Here is a 24,536-nt window from a genome sequence, read left to right as displayed (position 1 = left end):
TGAATTGTTATCTGACCTTGATCACGACCTTGCCCTTGGCGCGGCCTGTCTCGACATAGGCCAGGGCCTCGTTGGCCGCCTCGAAGGGAAAGACCTGATCGACAACCGGGCGGATCGCTCCGCATTCGATGAGGGCGGTGATCTTGCCCAGTTGATCGCCGTGCGCCCACATGAACAGGAACGAGAAGCTGACGCCACGGCGCCTGGCCCTGGATCGAATGCGGCGGCTTAGCAGGCGCAGGAGCGTCCTCAGCACCAGGTTCAACCCCTTTTCCCTGGCAAATTCGGGATCCGGCGGGCCGGAGATGGAGATGAGCTTGCCGCCGGGTTTCAGCACAGTGAGCGACTTCTCGAGCGTCTTGGCGTCCTGGCTGTTCAAGACGACGTCGTAGCCCGACAGGATTTTTTCGAAGTCGTCCTTCCGGTAGTCGACGACGACATCGGCGCCGAGACTTTTGACCAGACGGGCGCTTGCCGTGCTCGCCGTCGTCGCAACGGTCGCACCGAGATGCTTTGCCAACTGAATGGCGAATGTGCCGACTCCGCCGGAGCCGGCCTGGATGAAGACCTTCTGTCCTTTCCGCAAGTTCGCCCTTTCGACGAGCGACTGCCAGGCGGTAAGGCCGACCAGGGGAATCGAGGCAGCTTCTTCCATGCTGAGGTTGTTGGGCTTCAAGGCGACGTCGGCTTCGTCCATGGCAATGAATTCGGCGAAGGCCCCGATGCGGCCATCACGCGGCCGCGCATAGACCTCGTCGCCGGGTTTGAACTTGCGGACCTTCGATCCGACGCGGATGACCTTGCCGGCGACGTCATGGCCCAGGATGAAGGGCCGGCCATAAGGCAAGATCAGCTTGAACTCTCCGGTCCTCACCTTGGAATCGAGGAGGTTCACCGCTGCGGCATGGATCTCGACCAGGACATCGTTGTCCCCGAGCTTCGGCTCCGGCATCTCGGCCAGCCGCAGGATGCCCTTCTTGTTATACTTGTCGACAACGAATGCCTTCATGGCAGTGACTTTCCGAAAATGATTTGCGTGTGTCGCATGGCGGGAGCCTTCGCCTCGCCGGTGCTCAGACCGGCAGGCGGAACTGCTTGCGCTAGCTTATCCAGCCCGCTTCAGGCCGGCAGTTCATTGAACTTCCGCAGGCTTCTGTCGACCATGGATTCGGGGAGGAAACGGCGCAGGAACCTAACCTGGCCCGCCTGTTTTCCTGCTGTGTAGCGCCTGCGTGGTGTCGCATCCGTCGCGGCTTTCACCACTGCACTTGCGACAATGTCGGGGGCATCGCCAGCTTCGACCCACTTCCGCATCAGCGCTTCCATGCGAGGGCGCACCGAATCATAGATGGGAAGCAGCCGATCAGGTTTCGTGACATTCTCTTCGAACGATGTGCGGGTAACGCCGGGCTCGACCAGCACCACCCGAATGCCGAACGTGCGCAGCTCGTGGTCAAGCGATTCGGAATAACCTTCGATGGCATGCTTCGTCGACGCATACAGCGCGTTAAACGGAGAAGGTATCAGACCCAGAATCGAACTCATGTTGACGATCCTGCCCTTTCCTTGACGTCGCATGATCGGCAACACCGCGTTCGTCACCCGCAATACGCCGAAGACATTCACATCGAACAGCGCATGAGCTTGGGCGCTTGAGGACTCCTCCGCACCTCCGAGCAAGCCGATGCCGGCATTGTTGACGAGCAGGTCAATCCGTCCGGCCTTGGCCAGCACCTCATCGACAAGTTTTGCCACAGAGGCCTCATCGGTCACGTCGCAAGCCAGCATGGTCACCCCGTCCGGGCTGTTGCCGGCCGCGCGGCGGCTTGTCCCGAAGACGGTAAATCCTGCCCGCACCAGGGCCTCGGCGCTGGCGCGGCCGATGCCCGAGGAGGCTCCGGTCACGACAGCGGTTTTCCCGGAATTCGCATTCATGTCATGCTCCAAAATCACGAGGGCCGGCTCTTTCCAGCCAATTAAATTACGTCTATAATATCATATTATGATCGTAATGCAATAGCCGAAAGGACGTGCAGCCATGCGCTATGAAAAAGGCAGGAAGGACGCCTCACGCGGCCGGATCATGGAAGTCGCCGCCGAACGTTTTCGAAGCGACGGCATCGCCGCGTCCGGACTGGCGACCATCATGAGCGACGCCGGGCTGACGAACGGGGCCTTCTATCCGCACTTTCAATCAAAGGCGGAGCTTGTCCGCGAAAGCGTGGCTGCGGCCCTGGATGCCCAGGCGCAGCAGATACAGGAATTGTTGGCCGCGGGCGGTCCGGAAATGGCCATAGAGGCGTATCTGTCGGCCGAGCACCGGGACAATCCGGACAAGGGCTGCGCCTCCGCCGCGCTGCTGCCGGAGATCGCGCGCCAGCCGCCCGAGACGCGCGAAGTCTATACCGAACGCTTCCTGTCCCTGGTCAGCCAAGTGTCGGCCGCGCTGCCGCAGGGCAAGGACCCGGAAGGCGTGGCGCTGGGTGTGTTTGCAACGCTCATCGGCGCGCTGCAACTGGCGCGCGTCGTGCAAGGGACGGAGTTGTCGGACCGCATCCTCTCGGCGGGAGCGGATGCCGCAAAGGCGCGGATTCAGCCGGTTTAAGACGAAGATAGCCGCCTGAACGCCGTATCTCCGAAACGGAAAAGACTCGGTATCATTGGCGGACTGCACTGTGAGGGTCGCCCAGGGTCAAACCAGATAGTTGTCGGGGCAATACGGGCTGGCCTCTTTGAGTACCTGCCTTACTCTGACTTCTTCCGATCCGAATCTTCGCCAGGGTGGAACTCACCTTCGAACAAGACTGACTCCACCGCCCTGAGCGGATTGGCGATCCGGCTCTCCAGGACCTCGATGAGCTTGTGCCCGACATCTGCCATGTCGACGGAATGAACGCCGATCTTCGCCGGCAGGAAGCGCGCCAGACGCGTATTGTCACGGGTGACGATATGGATGTCGCGGCCCAGCTCAAGACCGCGCCTGCCGAGCGTGTGCAGCGCTCCCAGAAGGCCCAGTTCGTTGGCGCATGCCAGGCCCGTAGGCGGATCTGCCGACGCCAGCAGGCGATCGAACCAGGCCGCGCTCGATTCCATCGTGAACGTCCCGTCACCGATCAGCGACGGGTCGAGCGGGATGCCGGCCTCGGCCATCGCCCTTCGATAGCCGGCGAGGCGCATGGCGCTCGCCTGATCCTTCTGCACGAGAAGCTGTAGCGCGATGCGCCGGCAGCCCTTGTCCATGAGCCGCCGGGTCGCGTCGTAGGCGATCTGCTCATTGTCGATATCGACATAGGGATAGGCGATGTCCAGGTCGGTTCTTCCAAATGCAACGAACGGTATGCGTTGATCCAGCAGCAGCTTGACGCGCGGATCGCCCGAGACCATGCGCGTGATGATCAGGCCGTCCGCGCTGCGCGTCTGGAGCAGGCGCTGCACGCTTTCGAGGGGATCGTCGTCGGGCGTGGTGGAATAGATGGACAGGCTGTAGCCCACCTGCCGCGCCGCCAGCGTCATGCCTTCGATCAAGGGAAGCTTCGCCAGATCGGACAGGTAGTCGCGTGTTTCCATCGGCAGGACCGCCGTCAGCGTCAGGGTTTGTCCGGTCTTGAGCGCGCGGCCGTGATGGTTCGGGACATAGCCGACCCGCTTCGCCACCTCCTTGACGCGCGCCACGGTCGAGGCATGCACTTCCGGCCCGTCCTTCAGGGCGCGCGATACCGTGGTCACCGAAAGGGAAAGTTCCGCCGCGATCTGTTTTAGATTGGCCATGTCGCCCGACTGATTTCGCGAAAGCGCCGGCTGATTTTGCTGAGCATCGTAACGTTACCGGATTCGACCCGTGGGTCAAATCCAGGCACCACGAAACTGGACAGGTCCGCCTGAAAGCCACTTGACTCCGAGGCATTTAACGGCAATCGTAACGTTACGATTATAAAAAAAGCCCACATAAGGCGACATTTCGACGAATCCTGGAGGAGAACACATGTCCCGGTTACTACGCATTTCGCTGACAGCAATCGCAGTCTCGGCTGCCGTGCCCGTCTATGCCCAATCAGTCACCATCACGACCGCGGGCGGCGACTATGGCAAAGCCATGAAGGAGGCGATGTGGGCTCCCGCCGCAAAGGAACTTGGCTATGACGTCCGCGAAGAGACGCAGAGCGATGGCCTAGCCGCCCTGAAGATGCAGGTCACCGCGGGTGCGGTCACCACCGACATCATCCATCTCGGCTCGCCGGAAGGCGCGCAGGCGGCCGCACAGTCGCTGCTGGAGCCGCTTGACTACAAGATCATCGATCCCAACTCCGTGCCGGCCGGCGCAAAGTCCGACTACTGCTATCCGTTCGACTCCTATGGCACCGTCATGTCGTGGAACACCAAGACCTACGGCGAGACTCCGCCAAAGACCTGGGCGGAGTTCTGGGACGTTGCCAAATTCCCGGGCCGTCGCGCGCTGCGCGCCAATGCGCAGGACCTTATCGAGATCGCGCTTCTCTCCGACGGGGTGGCGCCGGCGGACGTCTACCCCACGCTCAGCACGCCCGAGGGCCTGGCGCGCGCCATCAAGCGGCTTGAAGCGATCAAACCGAATGTCTCGGTGTGGTGGACCTCCGGAGCGCAGTCGGCGCAATTGCTGAAAGACGGCGAGGCGGATCTGGTCGTTACCTGGAATGGGCGAGCCCAGACGGTGAAGGCGGATGGCGGCGCTGTCGACTACACGTTCAAAGGTTCCGTCATCGGCACGGACTGCCTTGGGGTGCCGAAGGGAGCGCCGAACAAGGAAGCGGCCATGAAGCTCATCGCGGCGATGTCGCAGCCCGCACGGGTGGCGAAGCTGACCGACTTCATCGCCTATGGTCCGGTGAACCCTGCCGGCTATCAGGGTGGTCTTATCCCCGAAGACCGTCTGAAAACCCTGGCGACGGCGCCTGAAAACGCCGGCACTTCAGTGTTTTCGAACGCCGACTGGTGGGTCAAGAACGGCGAAGCGGCTCAAAAAGCCTTCGATGAAATGATGAGCCGCTAAGTCTGTGCGTCAGCTCTAAGAGTTCGAGCCCATCATGAAGTCGCTCCCGATCACCATCGACAGCGTGCGCAAGGCCTATGGGTCCTACGTCGCGCTGGACGATGTTTCGCTCGACATTCAAGCTGGCGAATTCCTCACTTTGCTGGGGCCCTCCGGGTCGGGCAAGACCACTTTGCTCATGGCTCTGGCCGGGTTTGTCCGGCCCGATTCCGGCAAGCTCCTGTTGGGGGACCGGGACATCACCCGCCTGGCCCCCAACAAGCGCGACATCGGCATCGTATTCCAGAATTACGCCTTGTTTCCCCACATGAACGTCCTGGCGAATGTCGAGTATCCGTTGGCGCTGCGCAAGACGCCGAAGGCTGAGGCCCGGCAGCGGGCGCTTGACACCTTGGCCCGCGTGAAGCTGGAAGGTCTGGCGGAGCGCAACATTGCCGCGCTGTCCGGCGGCCAGCGCCAGCGGGTGGCGCTGGCACGGGCCATCGTCTTCGAACCACGCGTGATGTTGATGGACGAGCCATTGTCGGCGCTCGACAGGAATCTGCGCGAAACCATGCAGTACGAGATTAGGCGTCTGCACGATGATCTGGGCATCACCACGATCTATGTGACGCATGATCAGCGCGAGGCGCTGACCATGTCCGACCGGGTTGCGGTGATGAATTCCGGCCGCATCCAGCAGATCGATACGCCGCAGCGAATTTATGATCGTCCATCGACCCGCTTCGTCGCGCAGTTCATGGGCGAGGCCAATATTCTGGCCCCTGGCTCGGTGCGGACAATCGGCGGCGGCGATGCATTGCGCGAGACCCTGATGATCCGCGCGGAAAGCTTCCACCTGGATGCGAAGCTCGCCGGGTCAGACGCAGTGGCGCTCGAAGGAATGCTGCACGCCAAGGCGTTTCGCGGCGAGAACTGGCTTTTGACGCTGGCACCTGACGGTGGGCAGGAGGTTCTTGTCTGCATTCCGTCGGCACTCGCCGGCGGCTGCGCCGAGCTTGCCACCGGTCAGCGGGTGACCGTGTATGCATCGGCAGCGAAAGTTCACGCCATACCGGGAGCGGTAGCGTGACCATCGCAGCCGATCCCGCGCTCGCCGCCGATGCGCGAAGCGAGCGGCGGTTCTTCCTTGCGCTTTCGCTGCCGGCGCTTCTGATCGTCGGACTGGCGGCGATACTGCCCATCCTCTGGATCATCCGGCAATCCTTCCTGACCACGGGGGGCGAGTACACCGTCGGCAATTACGAGAAGGTGCTTTCGAGTGGACTGACATGGTCGGCACTCATAACAACCGTCGAGCTGTCCTTGGGGACGCTGGCGTTCTGTATCCTTCTCGGCACCCCCTTGGCGCTCGCCCTGGCCAGCGCCAGGCCAAGGGTGGCCAATTTGCTGATGGCCTTCGTCATGCTGCCATTGTGGACCTCCATTCTGGTGCGCACCTATGGCTGGCTGGTGCTGTTGCGGCGCGATGGCCTGATCAACGCGGCTTTGACGGGCTCGGGCCTGACAGCGGAGCCATTGCCGCTGGTCTACAACTTCACGGGAACGCTGATCGGCATGGTCCACTACATGCTGCCGCTCTTTCTGCTGCCCGTTTATGCCGCGATCCGCGATATCGACGCAAACCTTGTTCGCGCGTCGGCGAGCATGGGAGCCACGCTCGGGCAGGTGATCCGCACCGTCATTCTGCCCCTTTCGGCCGGCGGCATCTTCTCGGGTTCGATGATCGTTTTCATCTACACCATAGGTTTTTTCATCACGCCGGCGGTGCTGGGCGGCGGCAAGGTAAATCCTCTCTCCATACGCATCGAGCGAACGCTGTCGACCTTTCAGGATTGGGGGGCGGCGAGCGTCCTGGGTATTCTCCTACTCATTTTGATGGCGTTGATGGGTGTGATGTTCCTCGCTGCACGGCGGCTGATTGCCGGGCGCAAAGTAGGTGCCCCCCATGCTTGAAGCCTATCCAGACAACAGGCTGGCCCGCATTCTTCTGTGGAGCTTTTGCGCGCTCGTAATGACGTTTCTGATGCTGCCGACGCTGGTGGTCGTGCCGCTCTCCTTTTCGGCGTCCGATCTTCTCGAATTTCCGCCGCGCGCATACTCGTTGCGCTGGTACGAGAATTTCTTCGGTTCGGCGACATGGATGGCCGGGCTCAGGACGAGCCTGATCCTTGGGACGTTGACGGCGATGATCGCGGTGCCCCTAGGGCTGCTGGCCTGCATCTCGATGAACCGGCTTGGCGGAAAGACCGCCTCGGCCATCCAAGGCGTCCTGCTCGCTCCTTCGATCGTGCCGGGAATCCTGCTTGCGATCGGCCTCTTCTTGGTGCTGGCGGCGCAAGGCCTGGTCGGAACGCTGTTCGGCGTGCTGGTCGGGCATGTGGTGCTGGCGATTCCGGTCGCGTGCATCGTGCTGTTGCCCRCCGTGGCCCGCTTTGACTGGAACCAGGTCCAGGCGGCGCGCAGCCTTGGCGCGGACTGGGCGAGGGCCATTGGCGGAATAATCGTTCCGCAACTTCAAATCAGCCTGTTGTCTGCGACACTGATGGCCTTCCTGACGTCGCTCGACGAGTCCGTTATTTCGATCTTCGTCGCCAGTGGTCGCAACAGCACCCTGCCGAAGCTCATGTTCCTGTCGCTACGCGATCAGATCGATCCGACCATCGCGGCGATCTCGACATTGTGGACCGCCATCGTCGTGGTCGCCGTCCTGATCGTGACCCTTCGCCAAAAATCCTGACCGAGACTGGAAACATGCCCGCCAATCATCACGCAACCGCCGAGCTGACCGATCAACCGACGGATATACCCCAGGTGGGGTTGGCGATCATCACCGGGTCGGCAAACTGGGGGCTTGCCTTCCCGGAAGATGTCCAGGTCGATGGCGTGCGCACCTTGCAGCGCGACATGAGTTTTGAAACGCCTTTCGGCCGCACCGACAACTGGAAGCTGCTGGAGTTCGATGCGTCGATTACCGCCGAAGGCAAAACGAAACGCGCCTTGTGCATGTATTCGCACGGCAATCCTCGCGACCATATCGACCATTCCTGCCATCGCCGCGCGTTCTGGGTGTTGATGCGCGCGGGGGTACGACAGGTCCTGTCCTGCTCGACCATTGGCGCCGTCAACAAGGCGATCAAGCCCGGCGACATGGTGGTGAACGCCGATATCATCGAACTGACGCAGACCCCGTTTTCGTTGCTTCCCGGCCGACAGAGCTTCGACTGCTCGGGCAAGCAGATTGTTTGCCCGAGATGCGCGGCGGTTCTGGTCGAAACCGCCCGCCGTCATTGGCCGGCCGAATGCCGCGTTCATGGCATCGAGCAGCAACTGGTCGCTGGCCACTGTTACGGGCCGCGACTGACGACCCCGGCAGAAGCCCTGGCGTTTCGCAGCATGGGGGCGGATGTGCTCAACCATTCGATCGCCCCCGAAGCCACCTTGTCGCGCGAGATCGGCGCGTGTTTCGTGCCTTTGGCGTTCGTGACGGCGGGCTTCAACGATTACATGGACCGAAATCGCCAGAAATTGCTGCAGGAGGACGTTTTGCCGAACCTCTCCATGACAGCCTCGCGGGTCGCGCTCGAAACCGCCGCGCGACTTCCGGTTAATCCGGAATGCTCTTGCCACGGTTTGAAGTCGCCTCAACCTGAAGAACGTTCCAGCCGGTTTTGAACCAGCGGGAGAGTCTGCATGGTTGCGCACCGCGATGCTCTTGCAGAAGGGCGGATGTCTTGCCCCCGTTAGGCTTCGGGACGCATTTTCAGACTGCCACAATGCGCGGCGATGAAGTCAAGCACCTTCGCCCGGCTCAGCCGCCTCGAGAAACGCCGCGACCACGTGAATCCGAACCAGGAGCATGGAACACATTCTTCGCAATATCCAAACCGATCGTAGTATCTTCAGGCACGGACGCCTCCCTCGAATGGTTGCAACACTCCATTCTGGCACAGCGATGCCGTCGGGGGCGTCCACCCCATCAGCCTTGCGCCTCAAGTGGATTGCTTGCGCTTGTATTATCGCATTCAAATCTCCGGGATGCTCTCGCGAAAAATCACCTGCAGCCGTGGCTGGTGCAGTTCGTAGGACAGGCCCCTGACGGAATGGGAGAGGATGTTGAGCGCCTCGCGCGCCTCGACGCGCGGGTTCTGGTCGATCACCGCATCCAGTGTGCCGTCGAGCAGCAATTCCTTGGTGCCGTCCGTCACCTCGTGGCCCAGGAAGATGATCTCCTTCGCGCGCCCGCGTTCCTTGAGTGCACGGGCGATGCCGGTGTTGCCGGCGCCGACATTGTAGATCGCAGCGAGATCCGGATGCCGCTCGAGCAGGGCTGACGCCTCTGAATAGGCCTTCTCGCGGTCGTCGAGCATTTCGCGCATCTCGACGATCTCGAGGTTGGGAGATTCCTCGGCGACGATATGGCGAAAACCCATCTCGCGCTCCTCGTGGCCGCGATAGGCGAGCGAGCCGGCGAAGAGCGCCACCTTGCCGGGGCGCTCCGGCCCCATGAAACGGTTGAGCAGATAGCCGGCCAGCCGCCCGGCGGCGCGGTTGTCGATGCCGATATAGGCAACCCTCGGCACATGCAGGATGTCGGAAGCGATGGTCACCACCTTGATGTCGTTGGCCGACAGCGAGCGGATCGCCTCGCGCACCGTCGGATGGTCGAGCGCGATGACGCCGACGCCTTGCGTCTGTCCGCGCAAATCCTGTAGCAGGCGGGCGAGCCGGTCGGGATTGAAGCCTTCTATGGTGGCGATGTGGACGTCGAGATCCGGTCGCGCCAAAGCCTGCGCCTCGATGTGCCGGTGCAGCATCTTGATGAAGGAATTGGTGCCGGCTGGCAGCGCGAAGTCGAGCCGGATGACCTCGCCGTGCAAAGCACGAGGCGGCACCCCGTTCGGGCTTTCGGCGATGTAGCCGAGGCGCTGCGCCATCTCGAGCACGATTTCGCGCGTGCGTGCCCGTACGCCAGGCCGGTTGTTGAGCACGCGGTCGACGGTGGCGGCGGAAACGCCGGCTTCCCGGGCAACGTCAGTCAGGGTGGTACGCACCGTTTTTCATCTCCTCAACGCATCAGGATCACCCAATGCCGGCAGCCGGCTGATGGCCACGATTCCTCGCCATCGGCGATTCTGATGGGAAATGATGTATCCGGCCTTGGCCGAAGCGCAAGCCGTCGGGCGAAATCAGCTCGACTGGCACGGCTATTCCGGGATGGGAAGATACATTTCCCATCAAATCGAGGCATCTGGAGCGGTGTATGGACCCCGGTATGACGCATTTCCTCGCCCCATTGCGATGTTGTGAGGTGTTTTGATTATTTATGATGTTGACAGCCTTCCGATACTRCCGTCAATATCCCTCATGGGCTCGTGGAGGAAACGTGAGCCCTGAGGGAGGAAACCCAATGTCTGATCTGATCCGCATATCGCGACGCCGGTTGCTGGCGTCCGGAGGAAAGGCGGCGGTGTTCGTTGCCGCCACAGGTATCGCACCGCAATTCATTCGTCCGGGCCGTGCCTTCGCTGCCGACGCATTGGCGCCAGGCATGATCGGCGGCCCGACCGGCTTCGAGGGCGCTGAGCGTTATCAATATGGCGCCGACACGCCGGAAGGCCGCGCCATCGAGGCGGCCAAGGCGCTTAAGGGCGCCGGCAAGGCGCCGGCGAAGATCGTGCTCGGCCTGTCTGATGGCTCGATCGGCCAGCTGACTCAGCCTTTCCCGGCCGGCGCGCCGTCAATCAAGGATCTCTGGGAAAAAGAGACCGGCATTCCGATCGAAATCGTCGGCCTGCCGAACGGCCAGGAATTCACCAAGACGATGCAGGACATCTCCACCAAGGGTGGGGCCTATGACATCTATTCGACCGAATGGAATCGCCTCGGCGACCTCGCCGAAACAGGCGGCATCGCCAAGCTCGATGACTTCGTTGCCCAATACAAGCCTGAATGGGATAATCCCAAGACCGGCTATGTCGACGGCGCCAAAGGCGTGTCGCTACTCAACAAATATCGCGGCTCGAACTATGGCGTGTCGCTCGACGGCGACTTCCAGACCTGGGTCTACCGCACCGACCTGTTCGGCGACGCCGCCGAACAGAAGGCCTTCAAGGACAAATATGGCTACGATCTGGCGCCGCCGAAGACCTGGAAACAGCACGGCGATATCGCCGCCTTCTTCCAGCGTCCGGACAAGGGCCTGTTCGGCTCGACCGATTTGCGCAACCAGGGCTGGGGCTACACCAATTGGTACCAGCGCTATGTCTCGATGGCCTCGCCCAATCAGTTCCTGTTCGGCGACGATGGCAAGCCGCTGATCAATTCCGAGCACGGTATCGCCGCCACCAACGAATATGTAGCTTCGCTGGCGCACCATTCCCCGGATGCGATCTCGTGGGGCTGGCCGGAGCAGTATGGCGATTTTGCCAAGGGCGGAGCGGCGATGACCTGCGCCTTCTCCAACCTGCCGAAATTCCTCGACAATGCCGGCAACAAGGATTCGGCTGTCACCGGCAAGATAGGCTCGATGCTGCCGCCCGGCCGCGAGATCGACGGCAAGCTGATCAGCCGCTCGGTGCTGTGGTTCTCGCTGACCGGCATGGTCTCGTCGCAGTCGAAAAACCCTGAGGTGGCCTACCTCCTGCTGCAATGGCTGGGCTCTGCCCGCATCTATGCCTGGATGAGTGCTAACCCGGGCGGCTATCTCGATCCGTTCCGGCTTTCGGATTTCTCCGATCCGCTGGTGCGCCAGACCTATCACGCCTACCACATGGACGTGGTGCGTGAGACTGTCGCCCGCACGGTGCCGACCATCAACTATCCCGGCGCCACCGCCTTCCACAACGCGCTCGACGAAAACCTCATGGCCTCGCTGACCAAGGCCAAGACCGCTGAACAGGCGATGGCCGACACCGAGGCCGAGTGGAAGAAGATCGCCCGGCGCATCGGCGAAGACAAACTGCTCGAAGCCATCAGAACCAACAAGGAGGCGTGGCCGACCGTTCTCGATCCGATCAGCTGATCCGTCTCCCTGGATCAGAGCCGGAGGGGAGGGGCGAAAGCTCTTCCTCTCCGCACTAGAGCATGATCCCGAAAAGTGGGATCAGGTTTCCGGAAAAGATAATGCTCCAACAAAGAGTTAGATCAGGATGACGATACAACGAAATATCATCTTGATCTAACGCCACCAGCAAAAGCAGCCAGATGAAGCGTTCCGTTCCTTTCGAGATATTCCGCTACGCCGCGATCCTCGCGGCGATGGCGGTGACGCTGGTGCCGATCCTGTGGATGGTGTCGATGGCCTTCAAGCCGATCGCCGAATGGTCGGCGACCGGCGCCGACCTGACATGGTGGCCGAAGAACCCGACGCTCAGCAATTTCCGGTTCGTCTTCGGCGAATCCACCAACAGCCTGATCGTCGCGCTCGACCGCACCGCGCTGAAGCCGATCCTGTCGTCGCTGCTGTCGGCGGTGTTAGGGACGGCGATCGCCATGTCGGCGGGCACGGCGGCGGCTTACGGGCTGTCGCGCTTCGGCTCGGGCCAAAACCTGCCGCTGGCGCTGATCCAGCTCAGGCTGTTTCCGCCGATGGCGGTGATGATCCCGGTGATGATCATGTGGTCGTTCCTGAACTTCACCGACAGCTGGTGGGGCCTGGCGCTGATCTACGGCATCGTCACTCTGCCGTTCGCCTTCTGGCTGATGAAGACATTTTTCGACGACATGCCGCGCGAGATCGAGGAAGCGGCTTTGGTGGAAGGCTGTTCGCGGCTGCGCGTCTTCACCCGCATCACCTTGCCGATGATGCGTGCTCCGCTCGCCAGTGCCGCCCTCTTCGTCTTCATTCTCAACTGGTCGGACTATCTGATCGCGCTGCTTTTGACGACGCGCGAATGGGTGACCATCCCGGTCTACATGGCGTCGCTGTCGTCATCGATGACCGGTCAACTCTACGGCGCCAAGGCAGCTCTGGGGGTCATCGCCGCCGTGCCGCCCGTCATCATGGGCATCGCCATCCAGCGCCATCTGGTGCGCGGGCTGACCTTCGGGGCGCTCAAGCAATGAGCGCGGTGACCGTGACTGTTTCGGAGGACGACATGGGCGCCGCGCTTGCGAAGCCGGCCCTGCGTGACGAAGGCGCGCGGCTGGGCTTCCGGCTGACGCTGCCGGCGCAGGTCCTGGTGCTGTTCATCTCGGTCTTTCCGCTGCTCATGCAGCTCTACATCAGCGTCACCGACTGGTCGCCGCTTTCGGGTCTCGGATGGTGGAATGCCTGGGAGATGTGGAACAGTTTCGCGAACTACACCGACCTCGCCGCCGATGCCCGCTTCTGGAGCGCGCTGAAACGTACGGCTATCGTCATGATCGTCTGCGTGCCGGCGGAGTTCCTGCTGGGGCTCGCGCTGGCGACGCTGTTCGCCGACGACTTCCCGGGCAAGCGCATCTTCTATTCGATCCTGCTGATGCCGATGATGGTGGTGCCGGCGGTGGCCGGCTACATGTTCTTCATGCTGTTCCAGTCGGGCGGCCCGGTGAACGACATCCTGTCCGCCATATCGGGCACGCAGGTCACCATCGCCTGGCTATCGGATCCGACCCTGGCGCTGATCGCGGTGATGATCGCCGATATCTGGCAGTGGACACCGCTGATGTTCCTCATCCTGCTTGCCGGCCTGGTCGGCGTGCCGGAGGACCAGATCAAGGCGGCAACGCTGCTTGGCGCCAACCCATGGCGGCGCTTCGTCACCATCGTGCTGCCGAAGATGAAGACCATCATCATAATCGCGCTGGCGATCCGCGTGATCGAGAACTTCAAGATCTTCGACACGCTCTACATCATGACCGGCGGCGGCCCTGGCGTCGCCACCGAAACGATATCCGTCTACATCTACAAGGTCACCACGCAGGATTTGATCTGGGGCTATGTGGCGGCGATCGCGCTCGCCATCCTGATCGTGCTCTCCATCGTCGCCGTGTTCGCCATGAAGCGCATGGCGCGGGCGAGGGAGGTTGCGGCATGAGCGCGATCCAGCTGCGCAACCTCACCAAGACATTCGGCGACTTCACCGCGCTGAAGACGATGGACCTCGATATAGCGGATGGCGAGTTCATGGCTTTGCTCGGGCCGTCCGGCTGCGGCAAGTCAACGACCATGAACATGATCGCCGGCATGGAAGAGCCGACCAGCGGCAAGATCCTGTTTGGCGAGCGCGACATGGCCGGCGTGCCGATGGGCCGGCGCGGCGTCGGCTTCGTCTTCCAGAACTATGCCATCTTCACCCATATGAGTGTGCGCCAGAACCTGGCCTATGGGCCGAGAATGCGGGGCGCCGCCAAAGCCGAGATCGACCGCCGCGTCGGCGCCATCGCCGAGCTGCTGCAACTGACGGCGCTGCTCGACCGCAAGGCCGACCGGCTGTCCGTCAACATATTGCAGCGCGTAGCGATCGGCCGCTCGGCGATCATGGAGCCGGCGATCTTCCTGCTCGACGAGCCGCTGTCCAATGTCGATGCCGCCTTCCGGGCTGTCATGCGCACCGAGCTGAAACAGCTGCAGCGCCAGTTCAGCCAGACCATGGTCTATGTCACCCACGACCAGCTCGAAGCGATGACGATGGCCGATCGTATCGCCGTCATGGATCATGGCGTCCTGCAGCAGGTCGGCACGCCGCTCGAAGTCTACAACAATCCGGCCAATGTCTTCGTCGCCCGCTTCATCGGCGCGCCGGGCATGAACCTGCTCCACGGTAAGCCGGCGGAGAGCGATCGGGGCCTTGTCATCGATCTCGGGCCGCTGGGCATCACGCCGCCGTTACCGGACGAATTGGCGGCATCCTTGCGCGGTGCACGTGGCAACGTGCTCTACGGCTTCAGGCCGGAGCAGGTGGCTTTGGCGCAAGACGGGCGTGGGCTCGCCATGCCGGTCACCTTTGTCGAGCGCATCGGTGCGCGCACCATCGTCCATCTCGGCGAGGGCGGGGGCGCCGTGAAGGCGGTCTTCGACAATGATTTCGGGCTGGCGATCGGGCAAACCGCGGTTGTCGCCCCCGACGCGTCGTCGGTACGCGTCTTCGATGCCGCCTCTGGCGTTGCGATGAAGGCAGGTTGAGATGGCCGACATCGTCTTTCGCAATGTCACCAAGCGCTACGGCAACACACTCGCCGTCGACGACGCCTCCTTCACCGTCAACGACAACGAATTCTTCTGCTTCTTCGGGCCGCCTCTGTCGGGCAAGTCGACGATCCTGCGCCTGGTGCTCGGGCTGGAGGCACCGGACACCGGCGAAATCCTGATCGGCGGCAAGCCAGTCAACACGGTGTCGCCGGCCGAGCGCAATGTGGCGATGGTGTTCCAGAACCTGGCGCTGTTCCCGCATATGAGCGCGCGCGACAATGTGCGCTTCCCGCTGGTCGAGCGCAAAGTCGCCGAGGCCCAAATTGAAAGGCGCGTCGCCGATGTCGCCGCCAAGCTGCATATCGGCCATATCCTGCACAAGCCGCCGGCGCAGCTTTCGGGCGGCGAGCGGCAGCGCGTGGCGATCGCGCGTGCGCTGGTGCGCGACCCCAACGCCTATCTGATGGACGATCCGATCTCGGCGCTCGATGCGCGGCTGCGCGAGGAGACACGGGTCGAGCTGAAGCGCATCCAGCGCGAGCTCGGCAAGACGCTGATCTATGTCACCCACGACCAGGAAGAGGCGATGTCGATCGCCGACCGCATCGCCATATTGGAGAATGGCAGGATCAGGCAGATTGGCGCGCCGGCCGAAATCTATGACCGGCCGGCCAGCACCTATGTGGCGCGGCTGCTCGGATCGCCTGTCATGAACATCCTCAAATCGGCCCGGGGCGAGGGCGGCGTCGAAGCGGCCGAAGGCACGATCCGCATTGCCGACAAGGCGGCTCCCGCCGATGCCGTCGAGATCGGGTTGAGGCCGGAGGATATCAAGGTCAGGCCGTGGGCGGATGGGGGCCAGGGCCGCCCGGCGCGGGTGTTCGAGGTCGAGCCGCTCGGCGGCTACACCGTCGTGACACTCGCCGCCGGGCAGGCGCGGCTGAAGGCGCTGTTGCGCGGCCAGCCTGACATCAGGCCTGACGCGATGGTGGCGATATCCTGCGAGCCGGCCCGCGTGCATTATTTCGGGCAAAGCGGAGGCGCGTTGGCGAGATGACTGCGGCCGCGAGGACAGAGTTTCGGGAGGAAAGCATGACAGCCAAAGGCTTCGAGCCGGACGTTAAGGTCCGCACCAAGGAATACAGGATCGGCTGCGTCGGCGCCGGCATGATCATGGCCGAGTGCCATCTGGCTGCTTACAAGGAGGCAGGCTTTCCCGTGGTGGCGATCGCGTCGCGAACACCTGCGAACGCGCAAAAGGTCGCGACACGCTGGGGCATCCCGACCGTGCATGACACGCCGGAGCAGCTAATCGAGGACGAAACAGTCGAGATCATCGACCTGGCCTTTCCGCCCGACCTGCAGCCGGCGCTGATCCGCCATGCGCTGAAGCAGAAGCACATCAAGGCGATCCTGGCGCAGAAGCCCTTGGCGCTGTCGGTCGAGGAAGCGGTCAAGCTGCGCGACGAGGCGGCGAAGGCCGGCAAGATCCTCTCGGTCAACCAGAACATGCGCTACGACCAGTCGATGCGTGTCTTGAAGCAGATCATGGACAGCGACGCGCTGGGCGACATCGTCTTCGCGCAGATCGACATGCATGCCATCCCGCACTGGCAGACTTTTCTCGAGGATTACGATCGGCTGACGCTTGCCAATATGAGCGTGCACCATCTCGACGTGCTGCGCTTCCTGCTTGGCGATCCCGACGACATCACCACGCTGACGCGCAAGGATCCGCGCACGACATTCGACCATCTGGACGGCATCACGGTGTCGACGCTGCGCTTTCCATCCGGCGTGCTCGCCGTGTCGCTGGAGGACGTCTGGTCCGGCCCGCGCCAGGACGGCTACGAGGACGATCAGCACATCAACTGGCGCGTCGACGGCACCAAGGGCGTCGCCAAGGGCACGATCGGCTGGCCGACCGGCGTCGCCTCGACGCTGACCTATGCCTCGACAAAGACGACAGGCGGTGAATGGGTGACGCCCTGTTGGGACACGATGTGGTTTCCGCATGCCTTCATCGGCGTCATGGAGCAGCTGCAATATGCGGTGAAGACTGGCACGCCACCGGCCCTCTCCGTTGCCGACAACGTCAAGACCATGGCGCTGGTCGAGGCCGGCTACCGCTCGATGGCGTCGGGCCGCACGGTCAAGCTTTCCGAAATCGCTATCTGATCACCACAACTGAAACACCAGACAACTGAATCGCTTACCAGGGAGGAATTCACACCATGATGCAGGCAGGTATTTTCACGGGCTATTTCCCGTATGGCCTCGAAGAGACGGCGAAGAAAATCCGCAGCCTCGGTTTCAACACGGTGCAGCTCGACCTGCACTTCAAGGATGTTGACCTGTCGGCCGGCCAGATCACCAAGGACAAGGCGAAGAAGGTGCGCGACGTCTTCCGCGACCACAATCTGCCGGTCTGCTGCGTGTCGGGCTATACCAACATCATCCATCCCGACAAGGCCGAGCGCGACAAGCGCGTCGGCTACTTGAAGGAAATCATCCGCAACGCGCGCCATTTCGGCTCGCCTTACGTAATCTCGGAAACCGGCACCTACAACACCGAGTCCGACTGGGTGCATCACCCCAGGAACAAGACCGAGGAAGGGTTCGAGGAATGTCGCAAGGTGATCGCCGACCTTGCCCAGACAGCCTACGACCACGGCGCGGTCTTCCTGCTCGAAACCTATGTCAACAACGTCGTCGGCTCGGTCGAGGAAACGGTGAAGATGTTCGCGCAGGTCGACCATCCCGGCCTTGGGTTGCTGATGGATCCGACCAACTATTTCGAGACCCACAACATCGACAAGATGGACCAGATCCTCAACCAGGTGTTCGACACGCTGACCGACAAGATCAGGATTGCGCACGCCAAGGACGTCAAGCGCTCGGGCGGCGACAAGTCGGAAAAGCACGCCGATATCGGCGACGAGGATGCACTGGAGAGCCACACCTTCCGTGGCGTCGGCGAGATCGAACTGCCGGCGCCCGGCCTCGGTTCGCTGAACTACGATCTCTACCTCAAGCGGCTGTCGGAAAAGCATCCGAACATCCCGGTCATCATCGAGCATCTGTCGGAAGACGACGTGCCGCGCGCCAAGACATTCCTCGACGGGAAGTTTCGCGCCAACGGGCTTTGATGGTTCCAAACAGAGGGAGGAAAGAATGTTGAAATTCGCATTGAAATTGGCGGCCGCCGCGACAGTGCTTGCCGGCGTCGCCCTCGGTACGCCGGCGCAGGCGCAGGACGGCCAGAAGACCTTTTATCTCTTGTCGCATGGCGGGCCGTCCGATGCGTTCTGGATCGACTGGAACGCCGGCGCGACCAAAGCCTGCGACCAGCTCAAGGTGACCTGCAAGATCTCCTTCAGCGGCGGCGACATGGCGGCGCAGAAGGAGGCCTTCAACTCGGCGCTTGCCGCAAAACCCGACGGCATAGCCACCACGTCGGCACAGCCGGGTCTGTGGACCGAGGAAGTGAAGGCGGCCAAGGCGGCCGGCATCCCGATCGTGTTCTTCAACACCGACGATCCGCCGACGGGCCGGCAGGCCTATGTCGGCGCCGACCTCAAGGAGGCCGGCGTCATCTGGGCCAAGTACCTGGTCGACCATAAGATGGTGAAGCAGGGCGACAAGGTGTTCCTGCCGGTCGAGGTCCCCGGCGCCAGCTATCAGCAGCTGGAAACCGAAGGCATCGCCAGCGTTTTCGATCCGTTGGGGATCAAATATGACGTGGTCGATTGCGGCACCGATCCGGCCGGGATTATCGCCAAGATGACCGACTATATGGTTGCCAACAATCCGCCGGCCATCATCGCGCTCGGCGATTCCGTGGCGGCCAGTGTCAAGCGGGTGTTCGACGGTGCGGGCGTGCCGGCGGGCAAGATCCCGGTTGTTGGCTGGGGCAACTCAAAGGAGACGGCGCAGGCCGTCAAGGACGGCTTCGTCAACGCCGCCGCCTGGCAGTACCCGTCAGCGCAGGGCTTCATGCCGGTGGCACTGCTCGGGCTCGCCGCGTCGGGCGAACCGATCGGCTACGACATCCACACTTTCGGTCTCTACGACGCCTCCAGCGTCGACCCGATCCTGAAGCTTTACGACAAGAAGTGAAAAAAGCAGCGCCCGCTGTGCAAGCGGCGGGCGTCTTTCAAGCATGGTTCAAACAGTCATGACGATCGCCGCAGAAGACGAGATGCCTGTCGGGAAACGCAGATCGAGCCTGATACGCTCGCCGCAATTCTCCTCGCTCGTCATCCTCATTGTCCTGCTGGCGGTGTTCGCCATCGCCGACCGCAACTTCCTGTCGCCGCTCAACATCTCCAACATGATGGCGTTCCTGCCCGAGCTCGGCATCATCGCGCTCGGCATGACGTTGCTTCTGACGGCGGGCGAATTCGATCTCTCCGTCGGCGCGGTGTTCGGACTGGCGCCGGTGGTGGTAATGCTTCTGGTGCAGAACGGCGGCTGGGATATCGGCTTCGCCTTGCTGGCCGGGCTTCTGCTCTGCATCGCGATCGGCGCGATCAACGGGCTGATCGTTACCAAGATCGGCATTTCGTCTTTCTTGGTGACGCTGTCGATGCTCCTCGTCGTACGCGGCGCGGCGCTCTACATCACGCAAGGGTTTCCGCTGAAATCCTGGGACCAGCCCGGCTTCTTCGTGACGCTGCTGGCCGGCAGCTTCAATGTCGGCTCGTTCCGCTTCTACACCTCGCTGTGGTGGTTCATCGGCCTGTCGCTGTTTGCCATCTACATCCTGCGCTACGCCAAGCTCGGCAACTGGATCAGCGCCATCGGCTCCAATCGCAACGCGGCGGTGGCGCGCGGCGTGCCGGCGGACGCCGTCAAGATCTGGCTGTTCATCGCGACTTCGGTGCTGGCCGGTCTTGCCGGCATGATCAGCGCCTTCCGCATCTCCGCCGCCTCGCCGGTGGCCGGTACCGGCTACGAGCTGGAAGTCATCGCCATGGTGGTGGTCGGCGGCACGGCGCTGACCGGCGGGCGCGGCACCATCCTCGGCACCATCGTCGGCACGCTGATGCTGCGCGCCATCCGCAATGGCATCGTGCTGATCGGTGTGCCGGGCCTCGCCTACAACATCTTCGTCGGCCTCATCATCCTCGCCATGCTCATCCTGCACGCTCTGCTGCAGAAGAACGCCGCAAGGAGCTGACGATGGAAGTGCTTCGGCTGCAGAACCTGCAAAAATCCTTCGGCAGCGTGCGCGCACTGAAGAGTGCCTCGCTGACGCTGAGGGAAGGCGAGGTGGTGGCGCTGCTCGGCGACAATGGCGCCGGCAAATCGACGCTGATCAAGGCGATCTCGGGCGTATTCCCGGTCGATCGTGGCGACATCTTCGTACGCGGCGAGAAGGTCTCGATCCGCTCGACCCGCGACGCGATGAACCTCGGCATCGAGACCATCCACCAGGACACGTCGCTGGCGCCGGACCTCAGCATCGCCCGCAACCTCTTCCTCGGCCGTGAGCCGGTCAATTTCGGCTGGCTCGGCGTGTTCGCGCCGCTCGATCTGGCGAAGTTGCGCAAGGCCGCTTCCGAACTGCTCAAGCGCGTCGGCATCTCGAAGAAGCTCGACGCCGATGCGCTGGTCTCGACGCTGTCGGGCGGCGAACGCCAGTCGATCGCCATTTCGCGCGCCATGCAGTTCGCCGCCAAGGTGATCATCCTCGACGAGCCGACCAACAATCTCGGTGTCGAGGAAACCCATGGCGTTCTGCGCTTCGTCAAGGAGGTGCGCGAGGCCGGCCATTCGTTGCTGCTCATCACCCACAACATCCACCATGTGTTCCAGGTCGCCGACCGCATCATCGTCATGCGCCGCGGCGAAATCGTCGCCGAACAGATCGTCGCCGACACTGACCTCTTGACCGTGGAAAGCATCATCACCGGCGCCGACATGTCGGCCTTGCTCAAGGAGGCGAGGGCAAAGTGAAGGGCGTCGCATGGTAGAGCTTTACGGCAAGACGCTGTCGCGAAGGCAAGTGGCCGAGCGGTCCGGCATGCTGTCGCAATTCGCCGGCGTGCGGCTGATGACGCTGGGCGACGGCGTGGAGCGCGGCATCCGCATGCTGGAATTCCGCACCGGTTCGGGCCTGCGCTTCACCGCGCTGGTCGACCGGGCGCTTGATATCGCCGATTGTGACTTCAAGGGTCAGGCGATCGGCTGGCATTCGCCGAGCGGCTTTCGTCATCCCGGCCTGCACGATTATGAGGGGGAGAGCGGGCTCGCCTGGGCACGCTCCTTCTCCGGCCTGCTTGTCACCTGCGGCCTCGACCATATACTGGGCCGCGAAGAGGTGCCGGCCGAAAACTACAACTACCCCGGCAAGAAGACCGTCACCCATTCGCTGCACGGCCGCGTCGGCACCATCCCGGCGCGGCTGACCGGCTATGGTGAGCGCTGGGACGGCGACCGCTGCGTACTGTGGGCCGAAGGCATCATCCAGCAGGCGGCGGTGTTCGGCGAGGATCTGCATCTCATCCGCCGCATCGAGGCTGATGTCGGGGGCAACGAGATCCGGCTTACCGACCGTGTCGTCAATCACGGCTTCAACCGCACGCCGCATATGTATTTCTACCACGTCAATGTCAGCCATCCCTTGCTCGACGCGGGCTCGCGCTATCTGGCGCCGATCCGCGACGTCGTCTGGGCCGGCCATGCCGGCGAGCGCTACGAGGCGCAGAAGGTCGGCTACCGCACGGCGCCGGCGCCGCGAATGGGGTTCAGCGAGCAGGTCTGGCAGCATGAGATGGGTGCCGACGCAAAGGGGGAAGTGCCGGTGGCGGTGGTCAATGACCGGCTCGGCCTCGGCTTCGAAGTGGTGACGCGCAAGGATCAGCTGCCTTGCGCCTATCAATGGCAGAATTTCCAGGCCGGGCAGTATGCGCTGGGCATAGAGCCCTCGACCCATCATGTGCTCGGCGATCTCGCTGCACGTGACCGCGGCGAGATGATCTGGCTGGAGCATGGCGAAGCCCGTGCCTACGATGCGGTGTTTCGCGTGCTCGACGGTGCCGGCGAGATTGCAGCGGCCGAGGGCAGGATCGCGGCCATCGCCCGCCAGCCTGAGCAGGATTATCCTCAGCCTTCCGGCAGCTTTCCAAGACTGGTGGGCAGGGCATGAGCGATACCCTTATCCGGAGCAAGCCCTCCGGCCGGCGGACCGGATTGCCAGCGGTGCGTGACGATTGGAGGTCGATGTGACGACGATGGCAAAAAAGCGCGATTACAGCCTGGTCGGCGAAAGCACGCGGGCCGCGATCGAGACCGGCCTGGCCTCGGCCGAGTGGTACCACACCGACGTGCCGCGCAAGACGATGAAGGAGCTGATGCAGCGCTCGGACGGTCCGGCGATCCGCGACACCATCATCTGGCTCGCCGCCATCCTGGGCTCGGCCGCCGGCATCGTCTGGTTCTGGGGCTCGTGGTGGGTGGTGCCGTTCCTGTTCGTCTATGGCGTGCTCTACGGCTCGTCGAGCGACTCGCGCTGGCACGAATGCGGCCACGGCACGGCCTTCCGCACGCGCTGGATGAACGATGTCGTCTACCACATCGCGTCGTTCATGCTGATGCGCAATCCCGTGCAATGGCGCTGGAGCCATGCCCGCCACCACACGGACACCATCATCGTCGGCCGCGACGCCGAGATCGCGGTCATGCGCCCGCCCGACCTGTTGAAGGCGGCGCTCGCCTTCACCGGCATTCTCGATTTCCGCTATTCGCTTCCGACGCTGGTGCGCCAGGCCTTCGGCACGCTGTCGGAGGAGGAGAAGAGCTACATCCCCGAGATGGAACAGCACAAAGCCGTCGTCGCCGCCCGCTGGCACATGGCCGTGTACGTTGCGACGATCGCTTTCGCGATCGCACTGGGATCATGGCTGCCGCTGGTGCTGGTCGGCCTGCCGCGCCTCTACGGCACCTGGCACATGGTGACGACCGGCCTGCTGCAGCATATCGGCTTGGCCGACAACGTCGTCGACCACCGGCTCAACACCCGCACCGTCTACATGAACCCGGTCAGCCGCTTCATCTACTGGAACATGAATTACCATGTCGAACATCACATGTTCCCGATGGTGCCGTATCACGCGCTGCCCAGGCTGCACGAACTGATCAAGCACGATCTGCCCGAGCCGAACCCGTCGATGTGGCATGCCTATCGCGAGGTCTGGCCGGTGCTGCTGCGGCAGCTGAAATACGAGGATTATTACCTCAAGCGCGAATTGCCGCCGACGGCCAGGCCCTATCGCGGCGAGTTCCACGAGGTCGATATGTCGGCTGCGGCCGAATAGCGATCGCGAATTTTGCGGGAGACCGGGATGGCCGATTGGGTTGAAGCGTGCGCGGTGGACGATATCGAAGAAGAGGATGTCATCCGCTTCGACCATGGCGGTCGCACCTTCGCCATCTATCGCAGCCCGGATGACGAATTCTTCGCCACCGACGGCTACTGCACCCATGAGAAGGCGCATCTGGCTGACGGGCTGGTGATGGACGACATCATCGAATGCCCCAAGCACAATGGCCGCTTCAACTACAAGACAGGTGCGGCCAGGGGCGCACCGGTCTGCGTCAATCTCGCGACCTATCCGGTCAAGATCGAGGCCGGTAAGGTGATGATCCAGATTTGACGCGCGGCAACCGATCCAGCATCACAGAGGGGACGTTTTAATGAGCCGAAAGAGACCGACCGTCGCCGATCTGCGCGCGATGAAGGGCAAGCGCCAGCTGACCATGCTGCGCGTGCTCAACCTGGACGAGGCGGAGGCCGCCGAACGGGCAGGGGTCGACATCGTTTCGGTGCCGCCCGAGCTGGTGCTCAACCCGCAGTATCGCGATGCCGCGCCCAGCCTGTTCACCATGCCGGGCGAGAATTTCTTCGAGATCGGCACGGCGGACGATTTCCTGCGCTGGGCCTTCCGGCTCTACAAGGCCGGCGCAGACGCGGTCTATTGCAGCGCCGGCTACGCCACGATCAAGCGGATGGCCGACGACGCCATCCCGGTCATCGGCCATGTTGGCCTCATTCCATCGCGCGCCACCTGGACGGGCGGCTTCAAGGCGGTTGGCAAGACCGCCGACACCGCCATGGAGGTCTTCGCAGCGGTGAAGCAACTGGAGGCCGCCGGCGCCATCGGCGCGGAGATCGAAGTGGTGCCGGTCGAGGTGGCGAAGGCGATCTCGGAGCGGACGTCGCTGATCATGCTGTCGATGGGGGCGGGGACCGGCTGCGACGCGCAATATCTGTTCGCCGACGACATTCTCGGCCAGAACCGTGGGCACATGCCTCGCCACTCCAAGGTCTATCGCAATTTCGCCGCCGAATATGATCGTTTGCAGGCTGAGCGGATCGCGGCGTTCTCC

24 protein-coding genes are annotated in these 24,536 nt (G+C 62.7%); 20 read left to right on the top strand and 4 right to left on the bottom strand.

Annotation, left to right across the window (positions count from 1 at the left end; translation table 11 throughout):
• Positions 1 to 7: 7 nt before the first annotated feature.
• Positions 8 to 1,009, bottom strand: a complete 1,002-nt coding sequence (locus AC1D08_RS20470; RefSeq protein WP_477423871.1) for an NADP-dependent oxidoreductase — start codon at positions 1,007 to 1,009, stop codon at positions 8 to 10.
• A gap of 110 nt (positions 1,010 to 1,119) precedes the next feature.
• Entirely contained in the window at positions 1,120 to 1,935 is an 816-nt protein-coding gene (locus tag AC1D08_RS20465) for an oxidoreductase (RefSeq protein WP_477423869.1), read from the bottom strand.
• Positions 1,936 to 2,038: 103 nt separating this feature from the next.
• Here AC1D08_RS20465 and AC1D08_RS20460 point away from each other — a divergent pair, with 103 nt between their 5' ends.
• Positions 2,039 to 2,605 (top strand): TetR/AcrR family transcriptional regulator, encoded by a 567-nt coding sequence (locus tag AC1D08_RS20460; RefSeq protein ID WP_477423867.1) that lies wholly within the window; start codon positions 2,039 to 2,041, stop codon positions 2,603 to 2,605.
• A gap of 140 nt (positions 2,606 to 2,745) precedes the next feature.
• Here AC1D08_RS20460 and AC1D08_RS20455 read toward each other — a convergent pair whose 3' ends face one another.
• Entirely contained in the window at positions 2,746 to 3,768 is a 1,023-nt protein-coding gene (locus tag AC1D08_RS20455; protein WP_477423865.1) for a LacI family DNA-binding transcriptional regulator, read from the bottom strand.
• Between the two features lie 214 nt (positions 3,769 to 3,982).
• Between AC1D08_RS20455 and AC1D08_RS20450 the strand changes: the two genes are divergently transcribed.
• The 5 genes from AC1D08_RS20450 to AC1D08_RS20430 are packed head-to-tail and all read left to right on the top strand — an operon-like array spanning position 3,983 to position 8,701.
• Positions 3,983 to 5,026, top strand: a complete 1,044-nt coding sequence (locus tag AC1D08_RS20450; RefSeq protein WP_477423863.1) for an ABC transporter substrate-binding protein — start codon at positions 3,983 to 3,985, stop codon at positions 5,024 to 5,026.
• Positions 5,027 to 5,060: 34 nt separating this feature from the next.
• Positions 5,061 to 6,098, top strand: a complete 1,038-nt coding sequence (locus tag AC1D08_RS20445) for an ABC transporter ATP-binding protein (protein WP_477423861.1) — start codon at positions 5,061 to 5,063, stop codon at positions 6,096 to 6,098.
• Entirely contained in the window at positions 6,095 to 6,982 is an 888-nt protein-coding gene (locus AC1D08_RS20440; RefSeq protein WP_477423859.1) for an ABC transporter permease, read from the top strand. Before AC1D08_RS20445 ends, AC1D08_RS20440 begins: the two co-directional genes overlap by 4 nt.
• Entirely contained in the window at positions 6,975 to 7,766 is a 792-nt protein-coding gene (locus AC1D08_RS20435; protein WP_477423857.1) for an ABC transporter permease, read from the top strand. The genes AC1D08_RS20440 and AC1D08_RS20435 overlap by 8 nt, the downstream gene beginning before the upstream one ends.
• Before the next feature lie 14 nt (positions 7,767 to 7,780).
• Positions 7,781 to 8,701: a phosphorylase family protein gene (locus AC1D08_RS20430; protein ID WP_477423855.1), complete on the top strand. Its 921-nt coding sequence runs from the start codon at positions 7,781 to 7,783 to the stop codon at positions 8,699 to 8,701.
• A 350-nt stretch (positions 8,702 to 9,051) separates the two neighbouring features.
• On the opposite strand, the gene AC1D08_RS20425 is transcribed toward AC1D08_RS20430, so the two are convergent.
• Positions 9,052 to 10,080: a LacI family DNA-binding transcriptional regulator gene (locus AC1D08_RS20425; RefSeq protein WP_477423853.1), complete on the bottom strand. Its 1,029-nt coding sequence runs from the start codon at positions 10,078 to 10,080 to the stop codon at positions 9,052 to 9,054.
• 356 nt (positions 10,081 to 10,436) lie between these two features.
• Here AC1D08_RS20425 and AC1D08_RS20420 point away from each other — a divergent pair, with 356 nt between their 5' ends.
• The 14 genes from AC1D08_RS20420 to AC1D08_RS20355 form a co-directional block, all read left to right on the top strand.
• Complete coding sequence (locus AC1D08_RS20420; RefSeq protein WP_477423851.1) at positions 10,437 to 12,050, top strand: extracellular solute-binding protein; 1,614 nt, start codon at positions 10,437 to 10,439, stop codon at positions 12,048 to 12,050.
• Between the two features lie 182 nt (positions 12,051 to 12,232).
• Positions 12,233 to 13,093, top strand: a complete 861-nt coding sequence (locus AC1D08_RS20415; protein WP_477423849.1) for a carbohydrate ABC transporter permease — start codon at positions 12,233 to 12,235, stop codon at positions 13,091 to 13,093.
• Positions 13,090 to 14,049, top strand: coding sequence for a carbohydrate ABC transporter permease (locus tag AC1D08_RS20410; protein ID WP_477423847.1), 960 nt, complete (start codon positions 13,090 to 13,092; stop codon positions 14,047 to 14,049). Before AC1D08_RS20415 ends, AC1D08_RS20410 begins: the two co-directional genes overlap by 4 nt.
• A complete protein-coding gene (locus tag AC1D08_RS20405; protein WP_477423845.1) occupies positions 14,046 to 15,137 on the top strand; it encodes an ABC transporter ATP-binding protein in 1,092 nt (363 codons plus the stop codon). Before AC1D08_RS20410 ends, AC1D08_RS20405 begins: the two co-directional genes overlap by 4 nt.
• Position 15,138: 1 nt before the next feature.
• Positions 15,139 to 16,200: an ABC transporter ATP-binding protein gene (locus tag AC1D08_RS20400; RefSeq protein ID WP_477423843.1), complete on the top strand. Its 1,062-nt coding sequence runs from the start codon at positions 15,139 to 15,141 to the stop codon at positions 16,198 to 16,200.
• 35 nt (positions 16,201 to 16,235) lie between these two features.
• Positions 16,236 to 17,321 carry a Gfo/Idh/MocA family protein gene (locus AC1D08_RS20395; protein ID WP_477423841.1) on the top strand — a complete coding sequence of 362 codons (1,086 nt, stop codon included), beginning with the start codon at positions 16,236 to 16,238 and terminating at the stop codon, positions 17,319 to 17,321.
• A 56-nt stretch (positions 17,322 to 17,377) separates the two neighbouring features.
• A complete protein-coding gene (locus AC1D08_RS20390) occupies positions 17,378 to 18,292 on the top strand; it encodes a sugar phosphate isomerase/epimerase family protein (RefSeq protein WP_477423839.1) in 915 nt (304 codons plus the stop codon).
• A 25-nt stretch (positions 18,293 to 18,317) separates the two neighbouring features.
• Entirely contained in the window at positions 18,318 to 19,262 is a 945-nt protein-coding gene (locus AC1D08_RS20385; protein WP_477423837.1) for a sugar ABC transporter substrate-binding protein, read from the top strand.
• Between the two features lie 58 nt (positions 19,263 to 19,320).
• Positions 19,321 to 20,325 carry an ABC transporter permease gene (locus AC1D08_RS20380; protein ID WP_477424025.1) on the top strand — a complete coding sequence of 335 codons (1,005 nt, stop codon included), beginning with the start codon at positions 19,321 to 19,323 and terminating at the stop codon, positions 20,323 to 20,325.
• Positions 20,322 to 21,104 carry an ATP-binding cassette domain-containing protein gene (locus AC1D08_RS20375; protein ID WP_477424023.1) on the top strand — a complete coding sequence of 261 codons (783 nt, stop codon included), beginning with the start codon at positions 20,322 to 20,324 and terminating at the stop codon, positions 21,102 to 21,104. The genes AC1D08_RS20380 and AC1D08_RS20375 overlap by 4 nt, the downstream gene beginning before the upstream one ends.
• Positions 21,105 to 21,114: 10 nt before the next feature.
• Positions 21,115 to 22,296, top strand: a complete 1,182-nt coding sequence (locus tag AC1D08_RS20370) for an aldose 1-epimerase family protein (protein ID WP_069092853.1) — start codon at positions 21,115 to 21,117, stop codon at positions 22,294 to 22,296.
• 85 nt (positions 22,297 to 22,381) lie between these two features.
• Positions 22,382 to 23,464, top strand: a complete 1,083-nt coding sequence (locus tag AC1D08_RS20365) for a fatty acid desaturase family protein (RefSeq protein ID WP_477424021.1) — start codon at positions 22,382 to 22,384, stop codon at positions 23,462 to 23,464.
• Positions 23,465 to 23,491: 27 nt separating this feature from the next.
• Positions 23,492 to 23,803, top strand: coding sequence for a MocE family 2Fe-2S type ferredoxin (locus AC1D08_RS20360; RefSeq protein WP_477423835.1), 312 nt, complete (start codon positions 23,492 to 23,494; stop codon positions 23,801 to 23,803).
• Between the two features lie 40 nt (positions 23,804 to 23,843).
• Positions 23,844 to 24,536 (top strand): 3-methyl-2-oxobutanoate hydroxymethyltransferase (locus AC1D08_RS20355; RefSeq protein ID WP_477423833.1); only part of this gene is annotated, 693 nt, incomplete at its 3' end.

The organism is Mesorhizobium sp. P2_E6 (assembly GCF_056403835.1).
This window is presented reverse-complemented; position numbering and strand designations above follow the sequence as displayed.